At 58.9% G+C, this 18656-nt stretch carries 17 protein-coding genes and 1 pseudogene; 7 read left to right on the forward strand and 11 right to left on the reverse strand.

The genetic code is table 11. From position 1 onward, the window contains the following. Window positions 1-3: 3 nt before the first annotated feature. Window positions 4-795, forward strand: a pseudogene (locus AX768_RS20070) (aminotransferase-like domain-containing protein); the annotation flags it as partial. On the opposite strand, the gene AX768_RS20075 reads toward AX768_RS20070, so the two are convergent. Next, entirely contained in the window at window positions 792-3602 is a 2811-nt protein-coding gene (locus AX768_RS20075; protein WP_062001810.1) for an EAL domain-containing protein, read from the reverse strand. The pseudogene AX768_RS20070 and the gene AX768_RS20075 sit on opposite strands and share 4 nt — an antisense overlap. Window positions 3603-4478: 876 nt before the next feature. Between AX768_RS20075 and AX768_RS33800 the strand changes: the two genes are divergently transcribed. Further along, window positions 4479-4958, forward strand: coding sequence for a DUF2934 domain-containing protein (locus AX768_RS33800; protein ID WP_231941422.1), 480 nt, complete (start codon window positions 4479-4481; stop codon window positions 4956-4958). Between the two features lie 402 nt (window positions 4959-5360). Here AX768_RS33800 and AX768_RS20090 read toward each other — a convergent pair whose 3' ends face one another. The 8 genes from AX768_RS20090 to AX768_RS20125 all read right to left on the reverse strand — a co-directional run bounded on the left by AX768_RS20090 (window position 5361) and on the right by AX768_RS20125 (window position 11260). Continuing rightward, window positions 5361-5747: a hypothetical protein gene (locus tag AX768_RS20090; RefSeq protein ID WP_062001812.1), complete on the reverse strand. Its 387-nt coding sequence runs from the start codon at window positions 5745-5747 to the stop codon at window positions 5361-5363. A gap of 64 nt (window positions 5748-5811) precedes the next feature. Further along, a complete protein-coding gene (locus AX768_RS20095; RefSeq protein WP_062001813.1) occupies window positions 5812-6219 on the reverse strand; it encodes an Hsp20/alpha crystallin family protein in 408 nt (135 codons plus the stop codon). Window positions 6220-6250: 31 nt separating this feature from the next. Further along, window positions 6251-6685 carry an Hsp20/alpha crystallin family protein gene (locus AX768_RS20100; protein WP_062001814.1) on the reverse strand — a complete coding sequence of 145 codons (435 nt, stop codon included), beginning with the start codon at window positions 6683-6685 and terminating at the stop codon, window positions 6251-6253. 217 nt (window positions 6686-6902) lie between these two features. Continuing rightward, on the reverse strand, window positions 6903-7664 hold the full coding sequence (locus tag AX768_RS20105) for a DUF4410 domain-containing protein (protein ID WP_062001815.1): 762 nt from the start codon (window positions 7662-7664) through the stop codon (window positions 6903-6905). A gap of 161 nt (window positions 7665-7825) precedes the next feature. Beyond that, window positions 7826-9181, reverse strand: a complete 1356-nt coding sequence (locus AX768_RS20110) for an ATP-binding protein (RefSeq protein ID WP_062001816.1) — start codon at window positions 9179-9181, stop codon at window positions 7826-7828. Continuing rightward, the gene (locus AX768_RS20115; RefSeq protein WP_062001817.1) at window positions 9178-9891 is read right to left on the reverse strand and encodes a response regulator; all 714 of its coding nucleotides are present in this window, start codon (window positions 9889-9891) and stop codon (window positions 9178-9180) included. Before AX768_RS20115 ends, AX768_RS20110 begins: the two co-directional genes overlap by 4 nt. 26 nt (window positions 9892-9917) lie before the next feature. Next, window positions 9918-10208, reverse strand: a complete 291-nt coding sequence (locus tag AX768_RS20120; protein WP_062002357.1) for a hypothetical protein — start codon at window positions 10206-10208, stop codon at window positions 9918-9920. A 65-nt stretch (window positions 10209-10273) separates the two neighbouring features. Next, the gene (locus AX768_RS20125; RefSeq protein WP_062001818.1) at window positions 10274-11260 is read right to left on the reverse strand and encodes a hypothetical protein; all 987 of its coding nucleotides are present in this window, start codon (window positions 11258-11260) and stop codon (window positions 10274-10276) included. A gap of 289 nt (window positions 11261-11549) precedes the next feature. On the opposite strand from AX768_RS20125, the gene AX768_RS20130 reads away from it, so the two are divergent. Further along, window positions 11550-12431, forward strand: coding sequence for a sterol desaturase family protein (locus AX768_RS20130; protein ID WP_062001819.1), 882 nt, complete (start codon window positions 11550-11552; stop codon window positions 12429-12431). Window positions 12432-12641: 210 nt separating this feature from the next. Here the strand turns inward: AX768_RS20130 and AX768_RS20135 are convergent, their stop codons facing one another. Together AX768_RS20135 and AX768_RS20140 are read right to left on the reverse strand one after the other, a co-directional pair. Further along, entirely contained in the window at window positions 12642-13409 is a 768-nt protein-coding gene (locus tag AX768_RS20135; protein ID WP_231941423.1) for an oxidoreductase, read from the reverse strand. Window positions 13410-14570: 1161 nt separating this feature from the next. Then, entirely contained in the window at window positions 14571-15416 is an 846-nt protein-coding gene (locus AX768_RS20140; protein ID WP_062002359.1) for an alpha/beta fold hydrolase, read from the reverse strand. Between the two features lie 222 nt (window positions 15417-15638). Between AX768_RS20140 and AX768_RS20145 the strand changes: the two genes are divergently transcribed. From AX768_RS20145 to AX768_RS34285, 4 genes are all read left to right on the forward strand, one after another. Then, window positions 15639-16751 carry a GlxA family transcriptional regulator gene (locus AX768_RS20145; RefSeq protein ID WP_231941424.1) on the forward strand — a complete coding sequence of 371 codons (1113 nt, stop codon included), beginning with the start codon at window positions 15639-15641 and terminating at the stop codon, window positions 16749-16751. 248 nt (window positions 16752-16999) lie between these two features. After that, window positions 17000-17866, forward strand: coding sequence for an STAS domain-containing protein (locus AX768_RS20150; RefSeq protein ID WP_062001820.1), 867 nt, complete (start codon window positions 17000-17002; stop codon window positions 17864-17866). Between the two features lie 2 nt (window positions 17867-17868). Continuing rightward, complete coding sequence (locus AX768_RS20155; protein ID WP_062001821.1) at window positions 17869-18252, forward strand: STAS domain-containing protein; 384 nt, start codon at window positions 17869-17871, stop codon at window positions 18250-18252. A gap of 80 nt (window positions 18253-18332) precedes the next feature. Next, window positions 18333-18629: an ATP-binding protein gene (locus AX768_RS34285; protein ID WP_335340476.1), complete on the forward strand. Its 297-nt coding sequence runs from the start codon at window positions 18333-18335 to the stop codon at window positions 18627-18629. The last annotated feature ends 27 nt before the right edge of the window (window positions 18630-18656 follow it).

Consider the following 18656-nt stretch of genomic DNA (forward strand, 5'->3'; position numbering starts at 1 on the left):
GCCCCGGTTCATCCTGTGGAAGGTCACGACATGGAGGCATTGACGCGTGCGCTCGACCGGCGTGCGATCCGCGCTTGCTGGTTCATGACCTCGTTTCAGAACCCTACAGGCGCGACGCTCTCCGACACGAAAAAGCAGGCCCTGGTCGAATTACTCGCGAAGTATGAAGTGCCGCTTATAGAAGACGACGTGTACAGCGAGCTGCGATTTGGATTGGCGCCGATACGCCCGGCAAAGTTTTTCGACCGGCAGGGACTGGTGCTGCATTGTGGTTCGTTCGCGAAGTGCCTCGCACCCGGTTACCGGATCGGCTGGGCGGCGGGGGGACGATTCACGGAACAACTGGAGCGAGCAAAGTGGATGACGACGCTATCGGCCAGCGCCCCGGCGCAACGCGCGATAGCTGATTACCTCGAACATGGCCGCTACGACCGGTTTCTGCGCAAGCTTCGCCGGGAGCTGGCGGCCCAGCAGGCGCACATGCTGAGCGCCATCGACCGGTATTTCCCCGCGCAAAGCACTGCGACGCGGCCAGACGGCGGTTACTTCACGTGGGTAGAGCTGCCACGCCACGTCGATTCACTACGCCTGTTCGAAGCGTCGCTCGAGCGGGGGATCAGCTTCGCGCCCGGCCCGATCTTTTCCGCCAGCGGCGAGTTCCGCCACCACATCCGGTTGAACTATGGATATCCGTGGACCCAGGAGACAGAGCGCGCAATGGCAACCCTTGGTGCGCTCGCTCGGGACGAATCGCTCGTCTCGGCTAATCTGGCAGGACCCATGCGGCCGTTCTAACGGGCAGACGCTGCGGCTTGGGGCGCCGTGTCGGGCGCGGGAATCTCATGCAAGACGAAACGTCCTTTACCTGCCTGCTTGGCGCGATACATCGCGTCGTCCGCGGCCTTCAACAGGACTTCGCTCGACAGCGGCGCGCCCGCTCCGGGCACCAGGACGCCAATGCTGGCTGACAATTGGATGACGGCCCCATCGATTCGCATCGGCTGGCTGAGTGTTTGCAAAATGACTTGTGCTATGCCCGCGACCGAGTGTTCTTCGAGCCCGCTGCCGCTCAGCAGGACGGTGAACTCATCGCCGGCAAGACGCGCGACGACATCGCTGTTACGCACGCAGTGGCGAATGCGCGCCGCGACTTCGACAAGCACATTGTCGCCGGAAAGGTGCCCGTAGGTGTCGTTGACCGCCTTGAAGCCGTCGAGGTCGATGAACATCACGGCGGCAAAACTGTCACGGGACTCGCGCAAGGCGGTATCGAGCTTCGACAGGAACGCACGCCGATTGGGTAGTCCGGTCAGCGCATCATGGAAGGCGAGATCCCGGAGGCGATCGATCAAGGCCTGGCGCTCGGTGACGTCCTGCACAAGCAAGTAATAGCCGCCGGCGGAGCGGCCGTGGATGTGGCTCGGGACCAGCAGTCCGCGCAACACGCGCCGGCCTGTTTTGATAGCAGCGCTGATTTCATACTCGACGCGTTCTCCCGCGAGCGCGCGCCGCACGTATGGCTCTACGGACGCCACATAGTCCGGATCGAGCACTTCATGCGTGAGGCGTCCGAGGATCGCCTCGGAATCCGGCCCGAACCAGTCGCGGTAGGTGGAGTTCGCAAACCGAAAGCGTCGCTCGCTGTCGACGTAGGCTACCAGCACCGGTAAATTAACAGCAATAGCGCGCAGGTCGACGCGGGTAGTGACAAGCTGATGCGCAGTTTCGGCGAGTTGCCCATAAGATTTGCGCAGATCTTCCGAGGCCGATTGCGCGGCCTGTTGAAGTTCAGCTTCACGCGCATCGCGCGCAGATTTTTCCTGTTGCTCAGCGTGGGTGTCGTGAAAGACGAATAGAAGCTCGTCGTCGCGGACTTGGCGTTCACGCTGCAGTGCGATCTGCACGCGCGCACCCTTCTGGCGCCCGTCAGGGAGCCGCAGCGTGATTTCCATCACAGTCGAGCCAGCGTGATACGGTTTTCCGAGGTCGTTCACAGCTTGCTGCAGCGCGTTGCGTTCCGTTTCATCGAGGAGCTCGGGCAACTTCGTCCTTGTCAGGCTTTCACGCGAGCTGCCAAACAGTCTGAGGCAGGCCGCGTTCATGCGCCTCCATGTCCAGTCGCGTCCAATATGAGCAATGGCGACCGGGGTCTGGTAAAACGTATCGAAATAGAGCGCGTGCTGGTTTTTGAGCCGCTCGATAGTCTGTTGGATTGGCAGCCCCGAAGGGGCTTCCAATTCCCGCAGCCGTAGTTCGTGTTCAATCATTCTGCCGAGATCCATTAATATCTCACGCTGTTCGAAAGAGAAGCGGCGCGGCACCCGGTCCATCACGCACAGCGTACCAATTGCGATGCCAGATAGCGTCCGTAACGGAATGCCCGCGTAAAAGCGGATTTGCGGCGCACCCGTCACCAGCGGATTGGCTGTAAAGTCCGGGTGAGCGGATGCGTCGCGAACGACCAGCAGGCGATCGAGGTCAAGCGCACGCTGGCAAAACGCGATATGACGCGGCGTGCTCTGAATGTCGAGTCCGACCGATGCCTTGAAGGTCTGCGTATGCTCGTGCAGAACCGACACTGCGGCAATCGGCATTTTCAGCGCGCGCGCTGCAATGCGCGTGATTCTGTCCAGGACCTCCTCCGCGCCACTCTCGAGCAGTCGCGTCGCATCGATGGCCGACTCACGATATCGTTCGTCGGCGGCGCTTGCGGTATCTTCCGACACGACGGGCGTGGCGTTCTGCTGCGTCGCCACGAGCTGACGCTGCATCCTTTCGACGGATGCAAACTCTCGCAGTTGTTCAATTGTCATTGGCATCCCATACCGATATCCTTGTGCCAGATCGATGCCCGATTGTTCTACGGAGCGATGTTGTTCGACGGTCTCCACGCCTTCCGCAACCACCTTTGCACCGAGTGCGTGGACGAGGGTAGCGACTGCCTTGAGAAAAACTGGGCGATTCTCGTCATCGGTCACGAGGAACCGGCGGTCCACCTTGACTAGATCGAAATCAAGATCGCCGAGCAGGTCCAGGTTACTAAAACCGGTCCCGAAATCGTCGAGAGACAGGAGTACACCGTCCTGCTTGAGACTGCGTAATGCCGCGCGAACTTGTGGCGTGCGCGCGGTACAACTGCGCTCGGTGATCTCCAGAACGGTGCGGTCAAGCATCGTTCCCGCTGCCTGCCGGATATCATCCACAAAACGCTTGCTCGTCAGATGTCGCGCGCAAATATTCACGGAAACATGCCAGTGATCAACGTCCGGCGTCTGCCTGATATCAATGCTTGCCTGGCGCAGTACAAACCGGGTCAACGGGCCTATCAGCGAGGTGCGCTCGAGATGCACGATGAAATAATCAGGGCCTTCTCCACCGAAGGTTTCGTTGCGCCATCGGACCAATGTCTCGACGCCAACGCATGCGGAGGTGCCGACATCGAAGATGGGCTGGTATACGACGCGGAACTCGCCGCGAAGAAGGCCTCTTCGTGCGGCCCGCAGGAGCTTTGCCCCCAAGACGAAATGGGCCGCCCGCGCGAGAGCGGAGTGGTACACGCCAGATCCTGCTGCGAGCGTCGCAATGAGGCGTCTCATGAACATGACGAAGATGTGTTCAAACGAAATCGAGCGTTCAGGACAATACGATCACCTAGCCGAGGCGGATTCCTCGCACCGGGCGCTTGGCGCTGTTGCCTTGTCCACGCAGCGCACGGGGCAAATGAACTGCGCAAGCCGATCAAGCCGTATGGAAGCGTTAGCGCGATCGTCGCCTCGGCTGATAGTGGGCAAGTCCCGTCGAACTGAATCTGGCGAACGACGACCGTGGCCGTGCTCGCGAGAATGACGGTAATCGTTCCGTTTGCTGGTTTGATGAACTTGCCGGTATCCGTGACTGGCCCGAACTGTCGTTGTGTCTCGGGGAACTGCTTAAAGCGCATATTTGTCCTGTTGCGGGAAACGAGCAGGAACGCGCCTGCGCTGCAGCGACTGTTTGCGGCCCAAGGTCATGCCGATGCAGCGCACGGTTCGCAGAGGGAGTGACTATGACTGAGATCTTGTCCAGAAACGAGTATCACATGCACCCAAAAAAAACCGGATCAGTGCGCGCCGTCGCTGAAATGTGCCCTCGTTGCTGCTCCCGGATGCTTTGACGCACGCTCCATTCGACAACCGCCCAGCCAGGGAAGTCTTACTGCGCAATCTTCGAGAAAAGAACGCTGAAACCGATCAGGCCATCCCGAAGGGACGGAGGATCAAGCGGAGTTTCGCCGTGACGGATCTCTCCGGTCATTCAGTGATTGGTCGGTTTGAGTCATTCACCGTTCACCCCGAAGGGACGGTTTTGGAAGAAAATCAATGCACGAAGATTCATTGCACAATCGACATAGCGGGTAAATATTTGACGTTTTTGCGGGGTCCGATCGGAAACCACGTATGCTGTAACCGGGCCAAATGAGCATTCCTATAGGACAAGGAATGATCAACCAATGGGGTGGTGAGATGACCGAACGACTAGTCGACATTCTGGATCGCAGCGGATCTGTGCTTCACACATATCCGATCACGCTTGAGGAGCTTGGAGATTCCGCGGATGACGCCGCTTACGAAAAAAAAGCGCTAGAAGCCGCGGCGAGCGGGCGACTCGTACCCAATGACGAACTCGGCGATCTGACTGCCCGGATCCACGTCAGTCGAGGCGGCCAGATGTCGTCTTATGGAGATGACTTGCAAGGCAACTCGGAGACCAAGCTCGGGCTCGAGCAGGCGGTCCGACTGCGCGCCTACGCACTTTGGGAACAGGACGGCGGTCCGGAAGGCCGCGAGGATGAATACTGGCATCAAGCTTTTGACCAGCACCTGCGCGAACGAGCCTATGTACTGTGGCAACAGGATGGGAGCCCCGAAGGACGTGCCGATGAATACTGGAACCGGGTAATCAAGTTTCAGGCGCAGTGAGCGAGTACTACGCGGCCCCGGTAGCGCCAACGCTGGTTAGGGCCTTGTCCGCCGTTTCGGCCGGGTTTGAAGTCCGGGACCAGCGCCTGCCCGGTGTGCGCACATCGGGCGGCGACGCTAGCCTGTTCGATCCGGCGGCTGCAAGAAAACTGCAACGCACCACTCCCATGGCGGAGATGACCGACGCCGCGCTGCTATTCGAATCTCAGCTCGTTGCAGGCCGTCCAGAGCGCTGGCGAGCGCCCGGCGATTTTCATAAAGATGATCGACACCAACATTGCAGACCCGAAATCAGCGTGGGCATCACGATGCCGCCACCGCGCGTTTGGCGTGCGCGGCGTCATTTCGCACGCCGCTTCACACACTTGCGATCCTAAGCATCTCCACGCGGCGCGGTAGCGCTCACTGGATGGGTGGCACGGAGCCGATCTTCTGTGCAAGCAGTCGTTCGTAAATACCAAAATTCAAGTCGACTTCTGCCTGTTCGACCGTGTTGACCGTCATCGTAATCTGCTCAGGCAGCAAGCCGAGCACCGTCGCGATTGCAACTTCCAATTGCGCCGCACAACGCCGGTCGTCGGGTACGGTGGTCCCAACGAAGACGTCGTATGCCTTGTCTTGGTCCCGACAAACGATCTCAACAAGCCGTGCACGCGCGCTCATGTTGTTCTCGATCGAAAGACGTGCGAGCTCAGCCACGGTGTGAAGCGTTTCGGTCGGAAACCCACGAGTCGCATGCAGGCGCACCCGGTGTTTGCCGAAGGTTTTCCAATCAGTCTCAAATTCCACAGGCTTCTCCCGATTCGTTGGGCGCTCGCTGTTGCTACTATCGCCGGCGAGCGCCCCCTCATGCTTATCCAACACTCACTTCTACCCGGCGCGGTTTCGCTTCCTCGCGGCGCGGGATGCTCAGCTTCAACACGCCGTCGTTCAGGTTGGCTTCAATTTTCGACGTGTCGAAATCGGTGCTCAACGAAAAGGCACGCGCGAACCGCGGTTCACGGATCTCTGCATGGTGCAGGCGGAGCCCGTCCGGCGTATCGATCAAAGCCTCGCCTTCGATGAAAAGCGTCCCGTCCTGCACATGCACGTTCAAACGATCACGCGACACCCCGGGAAGATCGGCCCACAGCGTAATGCCATGAGCGTCTTCATGGATATCGACGGCCGGGGCGATCGTGGGTCCCTTTCGAGCGTTTTCTTCGTTGGTCCGCGCAAGAGCGTTGAGCTTGCGCTCTGCGAGTTGAGTTTGCGTATTCATGTTTTCCTCCTCGAATGTTGTGACAGGCTGATTACTGAATCGCGATGGTGCGCGGCCGTGACGTTTCGCGTTTGCCCACGCTGATGGCAAGGCAGCCATTTACATAGCGCGCCTTCACTTTGTCGGGATCTGCATCGCGCGGCAACTCGATGGCCCGACGAAAACTTCCCGCGAAGCGCTCCTGCGCATAAGCGCGGCCTTCGGATGGAGATTCGACGCCTGCACGCTCACCGCTGATGGTGAGCAGCCCCTTGTCTACGGTCACTTCGATCTTTGCCGGATCGATGCCTGGGGCGAATGCAACGATCTCGACCGAATCGTCGGTGCTGCCGAGGTTGATCTGGGGAAAGGCGCTGAAACGCGATGCCCGGATGCTCGTTGGCAGGCCACCAAACACCGACGACATCTGGCGTTGCAGACGGTCGAACTCATCGAACAGGCTGGTATTGAAAAGAACATCACTCATGGCTGCAATCTCCTATAGGTGGCAGGAGACGAACCGGCATACGCGCTCCAGTTCGTCTGCCAAGTCTCTGACAAACCAATCGAAACACGCAGCGCGAAAACCGCGGCTGCTTTCGAATCCAAAATAGGAAACAGCCAAAAAATTTCAAGGGGGGATCGAGAGATTTTTTTTGTCATCGAACTGAAAAGATGCATGCGTCCGTGTTGCACGGCACAAATCAGTCTGTCCGTCCGATTGACATCCATCCATTCCCGACACTTGCCGCTCCAAGCTGCGTCGCGATCAAGTCACCCAGCTTTTTCGCGTCACCGGCGACGCCGTTGTGTTTTGCCTCGGACACGCCATGCAGGGACCCGCCGGTCGCGGCCGCCGTTGCAACATTGCCGGCAACCGCGCCAACCCCCACTGTTTCTGCGACACCTGGCATGTGGCCGCTGTCGGCTTCGAGGGTGAAACTTCGAAGTGGCATGAGTGCGCCATCGGCGGACTTGTAGAGGATCTGGATCGACGCACTCACTTCGCTTTTGCCTGCGCCAAGACCGATCAGGACGCGGCGGCGTCGCTTGCCTTCGTCGATGGTTTGAAAGTTGCCCTCCACAATTAGCGCGTTCTGACTGGGCGGTGCAGCGCAGTCTGCGCGTACTGCACGCAATCCTGTTGATTGCAGCTTGCGCACGATTTCGTCCGCGACCTGCTCACGTGTATCGGTTGCTGTTTGATCTTGTTCTTGAGCCAACGATCCGCCGCTGATGAGCGATTTGCCTTCGTGTGCCAGCCCGCTATCCATTTTCACCTGGCTGGACGTGGCGCCGAAAGAACATACGTATATAACGTCTGCGTGAACGTTCGGCGCGGGGTCGATCTTCATGGTCTCGGTGGCGGCCGAGGCGCACCCACCCAGGATTAGCGACCCCGTCACGAGCGCGGCGGCCGTCAAATGCTTGGCATTACGAATGAAAAATTTGAGTGTGATTTGCATGGTGGTGTGTTACGGCACTGTCGTGCCGAGATGTCGGAAGATAGGTGTGCCGTAGCACGCGAACGTGAGTATGGAAGGAGGCGGCTGTGCGCGCCATTCAGGAATTATGTCGCGCGATGTCGCCGTGATCTGACACGTGCGAACGGCAGCGACCCGCGTCCTTATGAGGAATGCCGGTTCATTGACAAGGTCACGCACGCCTCGAGACCGCCGCCTTCACGCGCGCGAAACACCAGGGCGCCGCCGTGCAGACGCGCGATGCGCTCAACGATGGCAAGCCCCAGACCCGAGCCACCCGAATGCGTCCGGGCGTTCGTACCCCGGCTGAACGGCGTCTTCAGGTTTTCCATTTCCGAGGCGGCGACTCCCGTGCCGCGATCGCACACGGCGACGCACGCGGCGTTGCCTTCCGTCCATGTTCGGACGGCGAGACCGGCGCGCCCATAGACGATTGCGTTCTGCATCAGGTTCATGAGGAGCCGCATCAGGCTCACGGGCCGGTATGCGAACACGGGAACGTCTCCGAGCGACAATTCGAATTCGTGCCCCAGCCCGGCAAAATCCGCGGCGAGCTGGCCGATTAGCGCGTTGAGTTCACCGGCTTGCGGCAGCTCGCGTTCACCGCTGCCGGCGTAGTCCATGAACTGCTGAAGAATCGTGTCGATGTGGTCGATATAGCTCTCTGCCGACGCCACGAATGTATCGTCGGCACCGCGCGGAATCGCCATCGCCATTGCGAGACGAAGCTTGGTGAGTGGCGTGCGGATGTCGTGCGAAACGCCCGCCAGCATCAGCGCGCGTGTTGATTCGGCCTGCCTCAGCGCTTGGGTCATCTGGTTGAACGCGCTGCTGACCTGGGCGATTTCAGTTGGCCCGTCGGTTGGGAGCGTGACCGACGCTTCACCGGCGCTCACGTGGCGCGCGGCGCGCGCGAGATCCTTGAGGGGACGGTTGATGTGCAACTGGATCAGATATCCCGTCAGAGCGGCCAGCAAAGCGAGACCCGCGCAGAGCGCGAGTGTCGTCACGATGCCGCCTGCTTGCGCATCCTCGGTCATCGGCAACGCGATCCAGCGGGGCTCTCCTGCGACGTGCACACGAATCCAGAGCCGCTCGCCGTCGCTGGTCTGCCAGCGGACCTGCATGTCGGGCGGCAGGTGGCGCTGCAGCGCACCCACGAAGACATCGCGTTGCCAAGTGCGAAACAAGCGGACCGGGCTCGGCTGCGGTTCGCGTTCGAGATGTTCGGGCAAGTCAGTCTGGCCACCCAGGCGCGCGGCCGCGGCGCGGCCTTCTTCGGGCGGCATGGCGGACAGCACGCCATCGAGCGTCTTCACGTAATCGGAAAAGATGATCGCGGCGCGGTCAATGCGCGGGCGCTGCACGAAATTCAGCAGCACCGCGAACGAGCACGCCTGGGTCAGCGCGACAAGCGCCACCAGCAGTGTGATATTGCGGGCCAGCAGCGAACGTGGCAACCATCCGGCGAACCGGTTCGAGAGCGATGACGTGCTCACGGCTCGATGCCCGCAACGAGCATGTAGCCGACACCCCATACGGTCTTGATGAAGAGCGGTTTGGCCGGATCTTCTTCGACGATCTGGCGAAGCCGGAGGATTTGCACGTCAATGCTGCGACCGAGTGCTTCATGATCTCGGCCGCGCGCCCGCGCAAGCAAGTTTTCCCGGCTGACCGGCCGATTCGGCGACGAACCGAGCGCATGCAACAGCAACATCTGCGCCGAGTGAATCTCGACGGGCTCGCCGCGAAGCAACAAGGTCTGCTTTGAGACATCGAACTGGTACTCGCCGAAGCGCAGCGTCTGCGAGGTCACAGTCGGCACGCCGGCGGCCATTTTTTGGCGGCGCAAGAGCGCACGGATTCGCGCGATGAGTTCATCGGGGAGAAAGGGCTTGGCGAGGTAGTCGTCGGCGCCGGTTTCGAGGCCAACGACGCGGTCGACCGCATCGCCCTTCGCGGTCAGCATGAGAATGGGAAGCGTCTGTCCTTCGGCGCGCAACCGCGTGCACACCGTCAGCCCGTCTTCCGGTTCCATCATCAGGTCCAGCACCAGCACGTCATACGGTTCGCGCTGCAAGTAGCGGTCGAGTTGCTTGCCGTCGGCGACGACGCGCACGTAGAAGCCGTGGCTTGTCAGGAACCGTTGCAGCATGTTGCGCAGCTCGGCTTCGTCGTCCAGCACGATAACCCTGTTCACTTGCTCCATGACGCGTCTCCCACGGTCACTTACATTCAGCGTGCCATTGCTTTTTGCTTCATCAGGTCCTCGATCTGCGGCAGCGTGACATAGCCGACCCGCTGTGTATCGATTTCGTCGAAGTGCTTCGCCACCATTGGCATGCCGGCCGCTGCCTGGTCCCGAGTCAGCTTGCCGTCGCTTGTGGTGTTGGCGCTGGCAAAGCGAGCCTGCAATTGCTGCGTTGCACGCTCGCCGCGCGCGGGTTCGCCAAGCGGCAGCGCGACCTGGGCGGAAGCCGTTGCCGAAACAATACACAAGACAAGGACCGCGATCATCTTTTTCATCATTTGCTCCGTGGTGTAGCCGACGCTCATGGGCGGCAGGTTGATTCATTAATCTGACGTTTTCGCTACGCCCAGTGTGCCGGAACCCAGACTCGGCCGGCCCAGTGCCCCGGCACCATCACTGCGGCACGCGGGACGGGTGCGACATACACCGGACGCGGCGTGAGATACAGCGTTCGTACTTGTGGCGCGATGTACACAAGGCGCGGCGGAGGTGGCGGCGCGACGTAGACGACCTTGGGCGCGGGCGGCGCAATGTATACGGTCTTCGGCGGAGGAGGCGCGACGTAGACAGCAGGTGGCGGCGGGGCAACGTACGCGGCCGCCGGCGTCACCACCACCGGTACCGGCGCCGACACAACGGCAACCGGCGGCGCGACAACGACCGGTGCTGTGCCCACCGCAACCGTCGCGCCCACTGCGGTGACGGTGCCGCCCGTGGTCACCGCACCGCTGTGTACAACCGTCGTGCCGCTGCCGGTTGTCACCACGCCTGCGGCTACGCGCGTCGCGCTGCTGGAATGAGTAACGGTTCCGCCGTCGCTGCCCGTCACGGTGCCGGAACGCACGCAGGTCGAACCCACGCAGTCGGTCGATGCCGAGTGATTAGTCGTGTTGCCGTTCGCGCCGGTGATCGATCCCGAAGACGAGTATTGACCCGGCGCGTTGCGCGTCAAGCTGCCTGATGTGGTGGCGCTGTGGCCGTCGGAGCCGGTCAGGCTGCCAGTGTGGTCACACGTGCCGCCGGCGCAGCTCGTGTCGCCCGAGTGCTGGACCTGACGGCCGTTGGGACCCGTGGCCGTGCCGGAATTCGAGAACTGGCCGGGTGCGGTGCGGGTCACTGAGCCGGTGTTCGTGGCTATGCCGCCGTAGGGGTTCTGGACGCCGCCAGCGTGCGTGCACGTGCCGCTCGCGCAGGAGCCGTAGTGCGCTCCGTTATAGGTGCCGTGCGGCGTGTAGGCCGTGCCGTGGCCTGCCCATCCGGCGAAAGCGGGCGTGCTGACGGCAATGAGCAGCGAAGCGGTGGCTGAGGTGAGGTAGCGGAGTTTCATCAGTGATCCTTCAAGATTCGATTCAGTCACGCTCTGCGGCGTGGCAACGGGACGAACTATAAAAGGAGTCCGCGAAATAATCGCGCTCGGAAAGATGTCGCGGTGTTACACCGCCGTGGCAAGGTTCCCGCGCCTGGCGTGCGCCGGTGCGGGACGAATTTCGTGACATCCGGCGACATGGTTTTCGCATGGTTTTTTGCCGGACAGCCCACTACATTAGCTTCAGCCGAAGCGACAGCGGCCGTTACCCGCCGACCACGCGTCCCCTCTCACCCATAAGCTGACCATCATGCTTACCACTGAAAAAATCGCACTCTTTGTGTTGTTGTTCGTTGTTGGCGTCTCGTTGATCGAGGCGTGTGTGCTCACCCGCAAACAGCGCAATAGCGACACGCCATTCGACTGGTATGAAGTGTGGATTTCGCTGGCCGACGTGGCCGGCCGCAAACTGCTCGCACTCCTTCCGCTCTCGCTTGCAGCGCCGGTTTTCGCCCTTGCCTGGGATCACAGGATCTTTACCGTCACGCTCAACAGCGCGCTGATGGTGTTCCTGCTTTTTATCGGCCAGGAATTCTGCTACTACTGGTACCACCGCGCGTCGCACCGTATCCGCTTTTTCTGGGCAACGCACGCTGTTCATCACTCGCCGAACCAGTTGACGCTTTCGTCTGCTTATCGGCTTGGGCTGACAGGCAAGTTGACGGGCTCGGCAGTATTTTTCACGCCTCTCGTCTGGCTCGGCGTGCGTCCGGAAATCGTGCTCGCAACACTGAGCTTCAATCTGCTCTATCAGTTTTGGCTGCACAACACGTGGACGCCGAAATTGGGCTGGCTCGAATGGGTGTTCAATACGCCATCCGCGCACCGGGTGCACCACGCATCGAACGTCGATTATCTCGATGCGAACTTTGGTGGCGTGCTCGTCATATTCGACCGGCTGTTCGGCACGTATGTAGAAGAGCACGCAGATGAGCCGTGCCGCTACGGTCTCACCACTCCAACGCGCTCGCGCAATCCGCTTGTCGTCGAATTCGAGCACTGGATCAGTCTTGCACGCGACATTGCGTCGGCGGGCAACGTCTGGACTGCCATTCGCTACGTGATCCTGCCGCCGGGTTGGCGCGCGGATGGTTCAGGCGAGACCACCGAAGCGCTGCGTCAGCGCATCTGACCGCGGTGCGCGAATGACGCGATAGGCTTTCGGCGTAGCGTGAATAGCAACTGCCCGATCGCCACCGCTATCCGGGTCCACGAAAATCAGTCATGCGAGCCCAGCCCAGCCCAGCTCTACGCCGCGGGGTGCGTGTGCTGCCGGGAGGTCGTCGATTTCCGCAAAGCCGTCGCTGCAGTAGTAATTCCGCCCGTCCCACCGATTGCTAGCTCATCTAAATCCAGTGAACGAACTGTTTTTTCCACCACCTAAGACGATTCGGTGAATGTTATCTGGATACACCCAGTGGCGAGCTTGGCGCTCGATGAGGTCCATAAAAGCAGGAGGGCCACTGCAGTAGATCTGAGTGTTCGCATGTGCCGGGCTCATCGCGTGAGAAATTGTCTGCGCTACTTGGTCAGCATCCAAACCAAAATGGTGATTGACCTTGCCGTCGCTTCCAAGCGCTTCAAGTTCTTCCCGGAAGACTGCGCGTCCAGGTGATCTAGCAAAGTTGTGCAGCTCGAAAATTTGACCTGCCTTGGCGAGTTGATTCGCAATCCCCGCGATAGATGCAACCCCTACGCCATCAGAAAAAAGTATCGATCGTGTGCAACTGTTCAAAACAACAGTAGGGTTCCGTAACGCTCCAATAAACATCTCGTTTCCTTGGTTTAATAGAAGGTCCGCTGTTTTTGTGTTCGCGCCACAATCATCTTGTTTCACCGCGATTACATATGCACATGGCTGGGAGCGAAAACAGCACAGAGGATAAATCCTCTCCTTATAAGTGACGTTGTCGAGAACTATCGTGACGCAAGCTCCATCGTCAAACGAGGGAAGCTCCAATCGGGTCTTAGTCTGTAGTTCAACGGCATGGTAAATCTCAGCAAGTTGCCATTTTCGCGTAACGATGACGGAGAGGAGGTTGTCACGCATGTCTTCCCCAACGGAAGTTTGGTCTTCCGAAATCGGACTTTTGAGGAGTATGGATTGCATGAGATAGCCGGTACGGAAACTATTGGAAGGATAGCTGAACGTCAAATACAGGTTAGGGCGGAAGATATCCCCAGAGCAAGGCGTTCAAGGCGAATACTGCGTATATAACGACTCTGATAGTCCCCTGCACCACAGTGCAAACGCCTTAGCACTTGTCTCAATGACATTAACGGACTGATACACGCCAGTCGCTGCTAACGGACCATGAAAACAGGAAATTGGGCCTCTTAAATCTCTCCATGCATTTGTCCAGGCTGATTGCCGAGGCTGTACATCGCGCTGCCCGACAGGCCGCTGAAGTCGGGCGTCTTGTATCAAACGGATTTGTCCCGCCTTGAGTCACCTACTGCGCCCTGATTGTTGTCTATGTCAGGAACATGCTGTCGAGCCCGGCGGTCACTTCGGCTATCGCCAATGCCATTTATGGTCTGACGGGGCAACGCAAGCGTTCGACTCCGTTTGATTTGCGGAAAGAGAACACTAGCGCAAGAAGCACATAACGACGATTGGGGCGCTGCTTGCCTGGTGATACCACGCTCATTCTTTGTAGACAATGCGCCGGCTGCGATCGACCAGTTTAGAAGCGCCTGATCAACCCAACACTCCAACCTGGAATCTCACTTACATCAATGCAAAGCGCATTTTCGATGACCGAGTGCTACTCTCACTGTAAGGATCGCCTTCCTTTTTGGATCTTGTTTTTGCGATGCAGCGGTCGCTAATTCACGGAACCTGTTGAGACATGAGGTGTCCATGTTGACGCCATGTAACTGTAAGCGCAGTCGTTCCTGGCTTGTTCAATACCGAATCGACGTGTAACTGGAGCCGCTATACCCAGGCGCTGATGGAAGCGCGAAAGGCGGCAAGATTCCCGAACCGCCGCTTGAGCTGAAGTTGGTGGAGGCACTCACGCAGAAAACGCCGCTCGACGTGCACCGGATCGACCCGCAGATGTCGCCCTCGCCTACGCATACCTTGCAGCAGTGCTTTCCCAGCAGGGAAGTCATTCTGGAACGCCGTGACCCAGTCTTCGATCGAAGGCGGGGTCACGGCGTGTTTGTTTAGTGTCGGCGACGCCGTTCCTGTACGCTGCTTCGCCGGTCAACGAGGTGGCAATATTGCCTTGACGAGCGGTGAGGGGAGCGGGGCAACCGTCACCAATCAGGACCTGATAAAAGCGAGCAAGTCGGCGTTGATCTGCTCCGCATGGGTGGTCGGCATCCCGTGCGGCAATCCTGGATACGATTTAAGTGTCCCGTGCTTCAAAAGCTTTACCGACTTTGCGCCCGTGGTCGGAAACGGGCAGATCTGATCGTCCTCGCCGTGCATCACAAGTACTGGGACATTGATTATTGCCAGATCGTCGTAAAACTCGGTTTCCGACAGTACCTTGACGCAATCGTATTGAGCCTTGATACCGCCCATCATGCCCTGCCGCCACCAGTTCTCGCGGATTCCTTCGGACACCAAAGCGCCAGGCCGGTTGAAACCATAGAACGGAATCGTGATGTCCTGGTAAAACTGCGATCGATGATTCGCCGTGCCATTGCGTATCTCGTCGACAACTTGCCGTGGAACGCCATCAGGGTTCTTTTCCGATTGAATGAAAAGTGGCGGAATTGCGCTGATCAGCACCGCCTTCGCTACGCGACCGTTTCCGGTGCCGTGTCGGGCGACATCCCGTGTCACTTCGCCTCCGCCTGTTGAATGACCGATATGCACCGCGTTCTTAAGGTCGAGCGCCTTGGCAAGCTCGGCGACGTCTGCCGCGTAGGTGTCCATGTCGTTACCACGAATGGTTTGGGTGGACCGGCCATGACCTCGGCGATCGTGAGCGATTACCCGGTATCCATGGTCCAGGAAAAACATGAGCTGCGCGTCCCAATCATCTGCGGAAAGAGGCCATCCGTGATGAAAGACCAATGGATCGCCTGTGCCCCAGTCCTTGTAGAAGATTTGCGTTCCGTCTGCGGTCGTGATGTATGAACTTCCAGAATTCGCTTCCATTTCGTATCCTTGAAAAACGGTGTTGACGAAGAGATAACTGTTGTTCAAGCGCAGACGCTACTTCAAGAAGCTGGGTACTAAGCATTGAGTCGTAAAGTGGACGACAGCGTTGGCCCAAGCATCTGGGCGCACCAGCCGCGCTGCCCACGCCTCGCTTTTTGTTGAAATCTGGTCTGCCGTCGTCAGGGTATTCGGCGTGCCTCAACAACACAACGGACGAAAATGACAGAAAACATGGCAAAAACGGCACTGACTTCGAGTCCCTGGGTTGAGATTGGACTTGCTTGCGATGCGGGTACATCGAACACAGGTATCTATGGTCTGACAGACTTGTTCACCTATGCTGGCGAGTTCGCTGCGAAACGGCATGGCGGCTGTGCAGGGTCAGCTGTCCGCATTACGCACTGGCGGGCGGACGACGAGGACGCAACTGAGGTCCGCTGTGCATACGACAGTTGCCCGAGTTCAACTCATACGCTGTCACTGCTGGTGATTCCGGGAAACGTGCAAGCTCCGGAAAAGACCGGACGAATTAGCCCGCTGTTGCATTGGCTTCGTGAAAAACATGCTGAAGGGGTGGTCCTCGCAGCGGTATGTGGTGGTGTCTTCATCTTGGCAAGAACGGGGCTTCTTGCTGGCCGGCAAGCGACGACGCACTGGTCCTTCAATGAAGTATTTGCTGAGCAGTTTCCTGACGTCTTAACGGAAACCGATCACATGGTCATTGACAATGGAGACGTAGTCACGGCCGGAGGCGTGCTCGCCTGGGCGGACCTCGGGCTGAGACTCACTGAAAGATTCCTGGGTACAGCAGTCATGTTGGAGACAGCGCGTTTTATGCTCGTCGATCCTCCTGGACGCGAGCAACGTTTCTATTGCGAGTTCGATCCAAAAACGAAACATGGGGACAGAGCAATATTGAAGGCACAGCTATGGCTTCTCACTCAACGCGAGCGTCACGTCAGCGTTGCTGACCTGGCACGGCATGCAGAACTCGAGCAGCGGACATTTCTGCGTCGTTTCGCTGCAGCCACCGGTATGAAGCCAAATAAGTATCAGCAGCGGCTGCGGATTACTCGAGCCCGCGAAATGCTTGAGTTCTCGCAAGCTTCCGTTGAAGACATATCCTGGAGTCTTGGCTACGGTGACGCCACTGGGTTTCGTCGCGTGTTCCGCAAGGTCATGGGACTTACGCCATCCGATTATCGGAGACGGTTTTGCCAACCGGCGCCGCAGCGAGCCCTATCTCCACATAGTCGTCTCATGTCGACTTCACAGCCGTCGCCTGAAGAAGGGGCGCAATCGGCCGTGCAGGGGCGAACCCGCGACGAATGAAAGCGCAAGACGAAGCCGCCGGCGCTTGTTTGAACTGCCCTTCCCGACAAGAAGGAATGCCGACGTTGAGCGTCACATTGGCGCTGCTGCCTTCGTCAATGCGAGCGGTCAATGCGGTCCCGCCCGCGGCGTTGAATCCCGTGTATGCAGGGAGCTACGGCGCCCGACCGCCTTAAATTGGGGTCCGAGGAGATGTCCCATATAATCACATTCTGAAAAAATCCGCAAAACAAGATTAGGAGAGTGACTTGAGTAAGCACGCAGGGTTAGCAGGCATTTTCGAAAAAGACGAAGCAAAAATTCTTTCAAGCTGGGTAGCGGAGCAACTTTCCGGCGAAACGCGCCAGGGTGCGTTGTCAGAGGCAGACGTCAAGGAGGCATCGCGGGCATTCCTGTCGGTATTGGCAAATGCAGTAAAAAATGGATACGACGAGCAGCTTAGCGGTGCGCATTGGGACGACGTCAAAGCCCATCTTTCGAGATTTTCGCGAGAACGTGTGGTGCAAGGGTTTTCCCCGGAAGAAACCGCAACCTTCATTTTCTCGCTGAAAAAGCCGTTGTTTGACGGCTTGCGCGATTCGGGCGAGGACGTCGATCGTCTGAACGACGAGTTCTGGAAGCTGACGCAGATGATGGACAAGCTGGGTCTCGTCACGATCTCCGAATATCAGAAGAGCCGTCAACAGATCATCGAGCGGCAGCAGCAGGAATTGCTCGATCTCACTACGCCAGTCGTCAAGCTGTGGGATTCAATCGTTGCATTGCCGCTGATTGGCACGCTCGACAGCGAGCGCACCCAGGTCGTGATGGAGAGCCTGCTCGATTCGATCGTTGAGAACGAAGCCGCGATTGCGATCATCGACATCACGGGCGTACCGACCGTTGACACGCTGGTCGCGCAGCACCTGCTCAAGACCGTCGCCGCCGCGCGGCTGATGGGCGCAGAGTGCATCATCAGCGGCATTCGACCGCAGATCGCACAAACGATCGTGCACCTGGGTGTCGATCTTGGCGATGTCGTGACCAAGGCCACCTTGGCCGAAGCGCTCAAGATCGCGTTGCGCAGGGTAGGTTTGGTAGTCGGCAAGCTGGGCAGCGTCAAGACAGGCGAATAAGTATGGAGCAAATTCCGGTTCTCAAGCTCGGCGACTTCCTGCTGGTATCGATTCAGGTCGAGCTACACGACGAGTTGGTATTGAATCTGCAGGACGACCTGACCTCGCGCATCGAAAAGACGAGGGCGCGCGGTGTGCTGATCGACATCTCTGCGCTCGAGATCGTCGACTCCTTTATCGGACGGACGCTGGGGCATATTGCTGCCATGGCGCGCGTGCTGGACGCCACCACGGTCCTTGTCGGCATGCGCCCGGCCGTGGCGATCACGCTGGTCGAACTCGGCATGTCGTTAAAAGGAATTCGCACGGCGCTCGACGTTGACAAGGGCATGGCGCTGCTGCGGCGGGCGCTCGACGCGTCGGACGGGACGGGAGAATCCTCATAATTGCACTGAGCCCTGCCGTTCTTGAAATACGCACGTCCGACCAGGTCAACGGTGCGCGTAAATTCATACAGGAACTCGCAATAAAACTTGCTTTCGGGACGCTCGAACGAACCAAGTTCGTCACAGCGGCGAGCGAGCTTGCGCGCAATACGCTTGTACACGGCAAAGGGGGCACGGTCACGATCACCGAGGTCGAACGCGACGGGCGCACCGGAATCAAGCTCGTGTTTGCGGACGAGGGGCCAGGGATCCCGGATATCGAACGGGCGCTGGAAGACGGTTACAGCACGGCGAAAAGCATGGGGCTGGGACTAGGAGTCTGCGCGGCAGATAGAAATTGGGATGGTGAGCGACTGACATCGAATGCATACGTGTGAGCGCCGCCGATTTTCACCCGGGGACGG

Source organism: Burkholderia sp. PAMC 28687 (assembly GCF_001577465.1).
Lineage (GTDB): Bacteria > Pseudomonadota > Gammaproteobacteria > Burkholderiales > Burkholderiaceae > Caballeronia.

What these genes read in the sequence shown, in the direction of transcription:
- AX768_RS20075 (WP_062001810.1), bottom strand. Translation starts at nt 3,602, where the DNA reads ATGTTCATGAGACGCCTCATTGCGACGCTCGCAGCAGGATCTGGCGTG.
- AX768_RS33800 (WP_231941422.1), top strand. Translation starts at nt 4,479, where the DNA reads ATGATCAACCAATGGGGTGGTGAGATGACCGAACGACTAGTCGACATT.
- AX768_RS20140 (WP_062002359.1), bottom strand. Translation starts at nt 15,416, where the DNA reads ATGGAAGCGAATTCTGGAAGTTCATACATCACGACCGCAGACGGAACG.
- AX768_RS20155 (WP_062001821.1), top strand. Translation starts at nt 17,869, where the DNA reads ATGGAGCAAATTCCGGTTCTCAAGCTCGGCGACTTCCTGCTGGTATCG.
- AX768_RS20095 (WP_062001813.1), bottom strand. Translation starts at nt 6,219, where the DNA reads ATGAATACGCAAACTCAACTCGCAGAGCGCAAGCTCAACGCTCTTGCG.
- AX768_RS20125 (WP_062001818.1), bottom strand. Translation starts at nt 11,260, where the DNA reads ATGAAACTCCGCTACCTCACCTCAGCCACCGCTTCGCTGCTCATTGCC.
- AX768_RS20105 (WP_062001815.1), bottom strand. Translation starts at nt 7,664, where the DNA reads ATGCAAATCACACTCAAATTTTTCATTCGTAATGCCAAGCATTTGACG.
- AX768_RS20130 (WP_062001819.1), top strand. Translation starts at nt 11,550, where the DNA reads ATGCTTACCACTGAAAAAATCGCACTCTTTGTGTTGTTGTTCGTTGTT.
- AX768_RS20135 (WP_231941423.1), bottom strand. Translation starts at nt 13,409, where the DNA reads ATGCAATCCATACTCCTCAAAAGTCCGATTTCGGAAGACCAAACTTCC.
- AX768_RS20115 (WP_062001817.1), bottom strand. Translation starts at nt 9,891, where the DNA reads ATGGAGCAAGTGAACAGGGTTATCGTGCTGGACGACGAAGCCGAGCTG.
- AX768_RS20100 (WP_062001814.1), bottom strand. Translation starts at nt 6,685, where the DNA reads ATGAGTGATGTTCTTTTCAATACCAGCCTGTTCGATGAGTTCGACCGT.
- AX768_RS20120 (WP_062002357.1), bottom strand. Translation starts at nt 10,208, where the DNA reads ATGAAAAAGATGATCGCGGTCCTTGTCTTGTGTATTGTTTCGGCAACG.
- AX768_RS20145 (WP_231941424.1), top strand. Translation starts at nt 15,639, where the DNA reads ATGACAGAAAACATGGCAAAAACGGCACTGACTTCGAGTCCCTGGGTT.